The organism is Herbivorax alkaliphila, assembly GCF_030848475.1.
Taxonomy (GTDB): domain Bacteria; phylum Bacillota; class Clostridia; order Acetivibrionales; family Acetivibrionaceae; genus Herbivorax.
In genome coordinates this window covers 20451-28337 of record NZ_JAVDDS010000046.1, presented here as the reverse complement: position 1 = coordinate 28337, position 7887 = coordinate 20451, and the positions used below count along the sequence as shown (strand labels likewise).

Sequence of the window (7887 nt, the reverse complement as noted above, 5' to 3'; positions counted from 1 at the left end):
AAAAAACATAAGGTTTAGTCTGTTGTGCCTGTGGACTTCAAGTGTGTCCCTTTCAATCTTAGTTTCTGGAGGGTTGTCTGATAAAATTGGAGTTTGGCAATTAAGTCCTTGATGTGTCCTGACAAGATGATAATACTCTTTTAAATAATTTTTGAGCAAATACTCCAAATGCCTTTGATTAAATGGAATAACATGATTTAATAACTCAGATCTCAATATACTTACTGCTCTCTCGCAAATTCCATTTTGTCTGGGTGATTTTATCCCTGTTCTTTTAGACTTAATATTTGCATTATATAAAAACTCTTGAAATTCCCTTGATGTAAAAATAGAATCATTATCATGAATTAAATACTTTGGTGTTTCACCAAAAGGAGTTGCTTCTCTTATTTGTTGTGCTACCCATTCCGATGATGGGTTAGTTGTAACGGCAAAGTGTTCAATCTTTTTTCTGTCATGGCTAATTATAATAAAGACATACAACACTTTAAAATAAAGAGTTGGAACAGTAAAGAAATCCATAGCCCAAATTTCCTTACGGTGATTTTTAATGAATGTTTTCCAAGACTGTTTTTACTTTTCACTTGGTGGATTTCTAATTTTTGAGATATGCTTTGCAATTGTATTTGGAGAAGGAGCATCAGTTATATTAAGGTCAACTAATCTTTCGTGTATTTTCTCAATTGATAGTAAAGGGTTTTCCTCATGTATACGCTTGATAAGTTCAAGTGTTTTTCTAGAAATTCTAATTGGACTTTCTATATGTAAAATGTATGTATTAAGGATTAGTAAAAAATATTTTGTTATATAATTAATTCATAAGCATACACAAATTAATAAAAAAGGAGATAGTTTTGTATTGATGAATATTATAAATACAAACAGGTATTTGAAAAGTACAATGATGTCCTAAAAACTTCAGAATTTCAAGCAGCAGGCTATCACAATAAGATACTTAAAGAACTTGTAAACAAAGGCGTTATTGTAAAAATAAAACGTATTTATTATGAATGGCAGAATGACAAATTTGTTTCGAATGCAACTATTTTTGTAGCTTAATTATTATCAGAATTGTTGTGGAAAATATTACATGAGAATATTGGATGAGTATACCCATTTTTACTTCTATAATGTTCACATATGTGAAAGCTATACTTATAATGTAAAGCAGATGGGAAGATTACAGAATATGTGTCAGATATAATTTATACACCCAAAGGGGGAGCATTGTTTGCAGCTTCTTTTGTGATATGGTATTATTTTTATGATAACCACAGGTGATTTTTATCTTTTTTCTAGAGTAAAAATAATAGCTGCAAGAAAGTTGGTGTTTGCATATGAATATAGGGATAATAGGTGCAGGTAAAGTTGGTTGTGCCTTAGCTTTGGGGTTTTATAATAATAATATTAATATTTCAGGAATATATAGCAGAAGCAATGATTCAGTGCTTGAACTTAGCAGAAAGCTTGCAAAGGATTTTGATAACAGTCTTGTTGACACTGTAAAAAAATCAGATGTTGTTTTTTTAGCTGTATCTGACAACGGCATTAGAAGTGTTGCAGAAGATATAGCGTCAAAAGTTGAAAAGAAATCTATAGAGAACAAAGTTTTTTTTCATTTAAGTGGTGCAATGAGTTCAGATGAATTAGATGTTTTAAAGGATTTAGGAGGTCATAGTGCTTCTTTACACCCTGTTCAAACTTTTGCAGGAAAAGCAGAAGGGTGGAAGAGACTTTATAACATTTACTTTGGATTTGAAGGATGCAATATTTCTAAAGAATATGCAAATACTATTGTTGAGTGTTTTAATGGAACAATGCTTTGTATAAAAAAAGAAGACAAGTCTCTTTATCATGCTGCTGCGTGTATTGTTTCAAATTATACAGTTACTCTTTCCTACATAGCAAGTGAAATGTTAACTGGTTTAGGCTTTGAAAAAGAAGATTGTGAAAAAGTGTTTCTTCCACTTATAAAAAACACTGTAGAAAATTTAGACAGGCGTGGAATTTTAAATTCAATTACAGGTCCTATAGAAAGAGGGGATGACAAAATTATTGCAAAACATATTGATAAAATAGAGTCAGAAGATAAAGGGCTGGCAAAAATATATAGCATGCTGGGACAAAAAACACTAGAACTGGTTTTAAAGAAAGAACGTATAAATGAGAAAGAAAAAGTGAAAATGAGGGAAGTTTTGTCTAAAGAAGAAAAGTGAGTGAATAAAATTTAAAGTGAAAAAATAATATATGGAGTTGCTTAAGATTATGGATATGGAGTACTTAAGAAAATTATTACAAGATGTAAAAAATGGGAGTATAAGCGTAGAGGGAGCATTGGGAGATTTAAAAAAGCTTCCATTTGAAGATTTGGGTTTTGCTAAAGTAGACCATCATAGAAATATCAGAAATGGATATCCTGAAGTAATTTATTCTGAAGGTAAAACTGTAGAGCAAGTGCAAGAAATTGTTAAAAAGTTAATTGAAAGAAATAATAATATTATGGCAACAAGAGCAGATTATAAAATCTATGAGGGTATAAAAGAGATTATTAACGATACAGTATACTATGAAAAGGCAAGAATAGCAGTGGTTAAAAAAAGAGAAGTCTTAAAGAGTAAAAAAATTGTAGCAGTTGTATCAGCAGGAACTTCTGATATTCCAGTAGCAGAAGAGGCAGCTATTACATGTGATGTTATGGGAAACACCGTTGAAAGAGTTTATGATGTAGGAGTAGCAGGTATTCACAGACTTTTTGCAAAATCTGAGACTATAATGAAGGCAAATGTTTTAATAGTAGTTGCAGGCATGGAAGGTGCTCTTGCAAGTGTGGTAAGCGGCCTTGTGGACAAGCCGGTTATTGCAGTTCCCACAAGCGTTGGATATGGAGCAAGTTTTGGAGGTCTTTCTGCTCTTCTCACTATGCTCAATAGCTGTGCTACAGGTATTGGAGTTGTTAATATAGACAATGGATTTGGTGCAGGTTGTTTGGCAAGTATGATAAATAGAGAGTAAATAAAACCCTATTTTAAAATGGGTATTTATTTATTTCTAAGTTTTAGAAAGGGTGAATTTATGAAAACATTATATTTTGATTGTTTTTCTGGGGTAAGTGGTGACATGATGCTTGGTGCACTTCTGGATTTAGGAATAGATCAAAAAAAGTTTAAAAAAGAACTTGGCAAGTTGAATTTATCAGGCTATGACATTGTTATAGAAAAAAAGGTTAAAAATGCAATTACAGTAACAGATGTAGATGTTATTGTTGAAGGAACTGGCGATGAAAACCACAAAGATCATCATCACCATCACCATCCATCACGCAATTTAAATGATATTGAGAAAATTATTGATGAGAGTGATTTGAAAATCAGTGTAAAAGAGTTTGGAAAAAAAGTTTTTAGAGAAATTGCAAAGGCAGAGGCAAAGGTTCATAATAAGGGAATAAATGAAATTCACTTTCATGAAGTGGGGGCTGTTGATTCAATTGTAGATATAATGGGGGTGTCTATTTGCATAGATTTCCTTGAGGTGGACAATATATGTTCGTCAGCTTTGCATGATGGAAACGGTTTTATAAACTGTCAGCATGGCATGTTGCCGGTTCCTGTTCCAGCAGTTATGGAGATGCTTAAGGAGAGTAAGATACCATATATAACTGAAGATGTTAACACTGAATTGGTAACTCCAACTGGAATAGCTCTTATAAAATGCTTGTGTTCCCAGTTTGGGATTATGCCTTCTATTGAAGTGAATAAGGTGGGATATGGTTCTGGTAAAAGAGAAATTGGAAGATTTAATGGTTTAAGATGTATACTAGGAAAATTAATTGATGAATCTGAAAAAGATGATGAAATATCTGTTCTTGAGACAAATATTGACGATATGAATCCGGAAATCTTAGGGTATGTAATGGAGAAGCTTTTTCAAAAGGGAGCGTTAGATGTTTATTATACTCCAGTTTATATGAAGAAAAACAGACCGGGGGTTGTATTGACGGTACTTACTAATAAAGAAAAAGAAGATGAACTTTCTCAAATAATACTAAGTGAAACTTCAACACTTGGAATTCGAAAATCCGTGTGTAAAAGGCAGGTTCTCAATAGAGAAGAAAAAAGCGTAAACACTAAATATGGAAAGATAAAGATTAAGCTGTCTTTGGTAGATAATTTAGAAAAAATTACACCAGAGTATGAAGACTGTAAAAGAGTGGCCAAAGAGAGAGAGGTTCCTTTGTGGAAAGTGTATGATGAGGTGAAAAATGTTTTATAATAAGTTTTCTGGATATTTAAAAAGAAGATACAATACAAAAGTTTATAAATTGCCTTTAAATTTACCTGTTACCTGTCCAAACAGAGATGGAACGATAAGTAGAAAAGGTTGTATTTTTTGTGGGGAAGAGGGTGCAGGTTTTGAAAATTTACCTAATTATCTTTCTGTAAAACAACAACTTTTGAAAAATTCAAAATACATAGGAGAAAATTATAAATCAGAAAAATTTATAGCGTACTTTCAAAACTATTCAAACACATATCTTCCTCTAGAAGACTTTAAAAGGTATATTAATGAAGCTTGCGGGGATGATATTGTGGCTATATATATATCAACTCGTCCAGATTGTATATGGGAAGATTATGTTGAGTACTTAAAAGGTATAAAAGTTTCAAAGAATGTAGATATAGTTATTGAACTTGGTTTACAGACGGTTAATTATCATACATTAAAAGCACTTAACAGAGGTCACCTTTTAGCTGAATTTATAGATGCAGTGCTTTTGATAAAGTCATATGGATTAGAGGTTTGCACCCACTATATACTTGATATTCCTATGGACTCACTAGATGACGTAATAGAAGGAGCAAGAATATTGTCAGCCCTCAAAGTGGAGCAGGTTAAATGTCATTCTCTTTATATCTTAAAAGATACTCCTTTAGGAGAAATGTATCAAAAGGGAGAAATCATACCTGTAAGTGTAGACGAGTACATTGAAAGAGCTGTTTCTTTTTTAGAACATTTAAATCCTGATATAGTAATTCAAAGACTTATTGGTCGTGCACCAGAAGAGCGAAGTCTTTTTTGCAACTGGGGAAAAAGCTGGTGGAAAATTCATGAGATGTTGGAGAAAAAAATGAAAGAAGAAGACAGGGTTCAAGGTAAGAAATACAATTACCTCAACGGCAAAAATAATAAGATGCCAAGGGCTGATGGAAAATAAATCTTTAAATTTAAGGCAGAATTATTTTTATAAAATTTAGGTAGTAAATTTAGATTTGTGAACTCGTTTAGCTAAAGCTAAACATCGAGATTTCAGGTGGAGACTCAACTCCACCTGAAGATTTATAATGCTATTTATTTTTTATATAATCATCAATGGCCTCGGCAGCTTTTTTGCCTGCACCCATTGCTAGAATAACTGTTGCTGCACCAGTTACAATGTCACCACCGGCAAAAACTCCTTCTTTGCTTGTGGCACCAGTGTTTTCATCAATGATGATACCACCCCATTTTTTGGTTTCTAAATCCTTTGTATTAGAAGATATAAGTGGGTTTGGTCCTTGTCCAATTGCGATGATTACACTGTTTACATCAATAATATGTTCTGATCCTTCTTTAGCAATAGGTTTTCTTCTGCCTGATTCATCAGGTTTTCCTAATTCCATTTCAGTACATTCTATACCTTTAATCCATCCATCATCTGTACCTATAATTTTAGTTGGATTTTCTAAAAACTTAAATATAATTCCTTCTTCCTTTGCATGATGTACCTCTTCTAATCTTGCAGGCATTTCAGCTTCAGAACGTCTGTATATAATGTATACATTTTCAGCTCCAAGTCTTTTAGAACTTCTTGCGGCATCCATTGCCACATTTCCTCCTCCAACAACTGCAACGTTTTTACCAACGTAGACAGGTGTGTCGTACTCAGGAAACTTATAGGCTTTCATAAGATTTACTCTTGTAAGAAATTCATTTGATGAATATACTCCATTAAGGTTTTCCCCTGGTATTCCCATAAACTTTGGAAGTCCTGCACCAGAGCCTACAAATATGGCATCATAACCTTCTTCGATTAATTCGTCTAAAGAAAAAACTTTTCCAATAACCATGTTAGTTTTTATTTGCACTCCAATTTCTTTAAGAGAATCTATTTCTTTTTTAACTATATCTTTTGGGAGCCTAAACTCTGGAATGCCATATACTAATACACCACCAGGTACATGAAATGCTTCAAAAATGGTAACGTCATACCCTATATTCGCTAAATCTCCAGCACATGTAAGGCTGGCAGGTCCTGAACCTATTATTGCAACTTTTTTATTGTTTTTCTTTGGTACATCTGATTTAGAATCTATGTTTTTTATATACCAGTCAGCAACAAAGCGTTCCAGTCTTCCAATAGCTACTGGTTCACCTTTTTTTCCTCTTACACAAAATCTTTCACATTGGCTTTCTTGAGGACACACCCTTCCGCAAATGGCAGGTAAGCTATTTGTTTCTTTTATCTTTACATATGCCTCTTTAAATTTTCCCTCTGCAACAAGCTTTATAAATTCTGGTATTTTTACGTTTACAGGACAGCCTTCTACACAGGGTTTGTGTTTGCACTGAAGACACCTTTGAGCTTCTTCTATAGCCATCTCCTCTGTATAACCTAAAGCAACTTCAAAAAAGTTTTTATTTCTTTTGTTAGGTTCTTGTTCAGGCATAGCAATTTTTTCAGGTGACATATTAGGCATTTTCATCACCTCCCAATTTACATTTGTGTTTGCTGGTAGCTGTTGTTTCAAGTTTTTTGTACATGCCCTGTCTCCTCATAGCTTCATCAAAGTCAATTTTATGTCCGTCAAAATCAGGGCCGTCTATGCATGCAAACTTTGTTTCTCCACCAACCGTTACTCGGCAGCCACCACACATCCCAGTTCCATCAATCATAATTGAATTCATACTAACAATGGTTTTTATATTATATTGTTTTGTAAGCTCACTGACAAATTTCATCATTATCAAAGGACCAATTGCAATTACGAGGTCGTATTGGTTGCCTTCCTCAATTAAATTTTTAAGTACGTCTGTTACAAATCCTTTTGTGCCATTTGAACCGTCATCGGTAGCAATAATTAGTTTATTGCTTACAGCTTTCAATTCATCTTCGAGTATTATAAGATCTTTATTTCTAAATCCAGCAACAGTGTGAACTTCAGCTCCAAGAGAATGTAGTTTTTTTGCCTGAGGATATGCAATTGCTGTACCAAGTCCGCCGCCTACAACAGCAACTTTTTTTACATTTCCCAAATCAGAAGCAACACCTAAAGGACCTACAAAGTCAAGGAGATTATCTCCTTCATTTAATGTTCCCAATTCTTTTGTGCTTTTTCCTACTTCCTGAAATATTATTGTTACAGTTCCTTTTTTTCTATCGAAGTCAGCAATTGTTAGAGGAACCCTTTCACTGTTTTCTCTAATTCTAAAAATAATAAACTGTCCAGGCTCAGCTTTTTTTGCAATATGTGGAGCTTCTATCTCCATTAGCTTAACTTGAGTATTTAATTTTTTTTTCTTAACTATTTTAAACATTGTTTGTCCCCTTTACAAAAAAGTGTCGTTATAGTTATTTTAATTATTATATTACTTTTAGTCAATTCATATACAAACTTGTTTGAAAAACAAAAGGCTTTTTAGTAATATCTTTTAATATCTTATGTGTTATTATATAATAAATTCGTCAAAAATGAAAGTTATTTCGTTAAAATCCTGCATAAAAAAATAAAAATATTATTGTAATAATATTACAAATACTTATTTGGCAAGTGTTGGAGGAGTGGAAGTAAAGTTCTGTATAGAACTAAAAAAACAAAATAGAAATTACGGATGTTTTCTCTTGCATTATCT

7 protein-coding genes are annotated in these 7887 nt (G+C 32.8%); 4 read left to right on the top strand and 3 right to left on the bottom strand.

All coding sequences use genetic code 11. The features are described 5' to 3' along the window. A partial coding sequence (locus tag RBH29_RS14090) for a DDE-type integrase/transposase/recombinase (protein WP_373463338.1) occupies window positions 1-531 on the bottom strand: 531 nt, incomplete at its 3' end. A gap of 806 nt (window positions 532-1337) precedes the next feature. On the opposite strand from RBH29_RS14090, the gene RBH29_RS14085 reads away from it, so the two are divergent. From RBH29_RS14085 to RBH29_RS14070, 4 genes are read left to right on the top strand one after another with little or no spacing between them, the layout of a single operon-like run. Next, window positions 1338-2216 (top strand): Rossmann-like and DUF2520 domain-containing protein, encoded by an 879-nt coding sequence (locus RBH29_RS14085; RefSeq protein ID WP_306697568.1) that lies wholly within the window; start codon window positions 1338-1340, stop codon window positions 2214-2216. Window positions 2217-2265: 49 nt separating this feature from the next. Then, window positions 2266-3012 (top strand): nickel pincer cofactor biosynthesis protein LarB, encoded by a 747-nt coding sequence (gene larB, locus RBH29_RS14080; RefSeq protein WP_306697570.1) that lies wholly within the window; start codon window positions 2266-2268, stop codon window positions 3010-3012. Between the two features lie 60 nt (window positions 3013-3072). Then, entirely contained in the window at window positions 3073-4269 is a 1197-nt protein-coding gene (gene larC, locus RBH29_RS14075) for a nickel pincer cofactor biosynthesis protein LarC (RefSeq protein WP_306697567.1), read from the top strand. Beyond that, window positions 4259-5212 (top strand): TIGR01212 family radical SAM protein, encoded by a 954-nt coding sequence (locus RBH29_RS14070; protein WP_306697566.1) that lies wholly within the window; start codon window positions 4259-4261, stop codon window positions 5210-5212. The genes larC and RBH29_RS14070 overlap by 11 nt, the downstream gene beginning before the upstream one ends. Window positions 5213-5342: 130 nt before the next feature. Here the strand turns inward: RBH29_RS14070 and gltA are convergent, their stop codons facing one another. After that, window positions 5343-6734, bottom strand: coding sequence for an NADPH-dependent glutamate synthase (gene gltA / locus RBH29_RS14065; protein WP_306697565.1), 1392 nt, complete (start codon window positions 6732-6734; stop codon window positions 5343-5345). Next, window positions 6727-7572 carry a sulfide/dihydroorotate dehydrogenase-like FAD/NAD-binding protein gene (locus tag RBH29_RS14060; protein ID WP_306697564.1) on the bottom strand — a complete coding sequence of 282 codons (846 nt, stop codon included), beginning with the start codon at window positions 7570-7572 and terminating at the stop codon, window positions 6727-6729. The genes gltA and RBH29_RS14060 overlap by 8 nt, the downstream gene beginning before the upstream one ends. Window positions 7573-7887: the final 315 nt, after the last annotated feature.

Excerpts from the sequence above, each read along its gene's own strand:
- RBH29_RS14085 (WP_306697568.1), top strand. The coding sequence starts at position 1,338 with ATGAATATAGGGATAATAGGTGCAGGTAAAGTTGGTTGTGCCTTAGCT.
- larB (WP_306697570.1), top strand. The coding sequence starts at position 2,266 with ATGGATATGGAGTACTTAAGAAAATTATTACAAGATGTAAAAAATGGG.
- larC (WP_306697567.1), top strand. The coding sequence starts at position 3,073 with ATGAAAACATTATATTTTGATTGTTTTTCTGGGGTAAGTGGTGACATG.
- RBH29_RS14070 (WP_306697566.1), top strand. The coding sequence starts at position 4,259 with ATGTTTTATAATAAGTTTTCTGGATATTTAAAAAGAAGATACAATACA.
- gltA (WP_306697565.1), bottom strand. The coding sequence starts at position 6,734 with ATGCCTAATATGTCACCTGAAAAAATTGCTATGCCTGAACAAGAACCT.
- RBH29_RS14060 (WP_306697564.1), bottom strand. The coding sequence starts at position 7,572 with ATGTTTAAAATAGTTAAGAAAAAAAAATTAAATACTCAAGTTAAGCTA.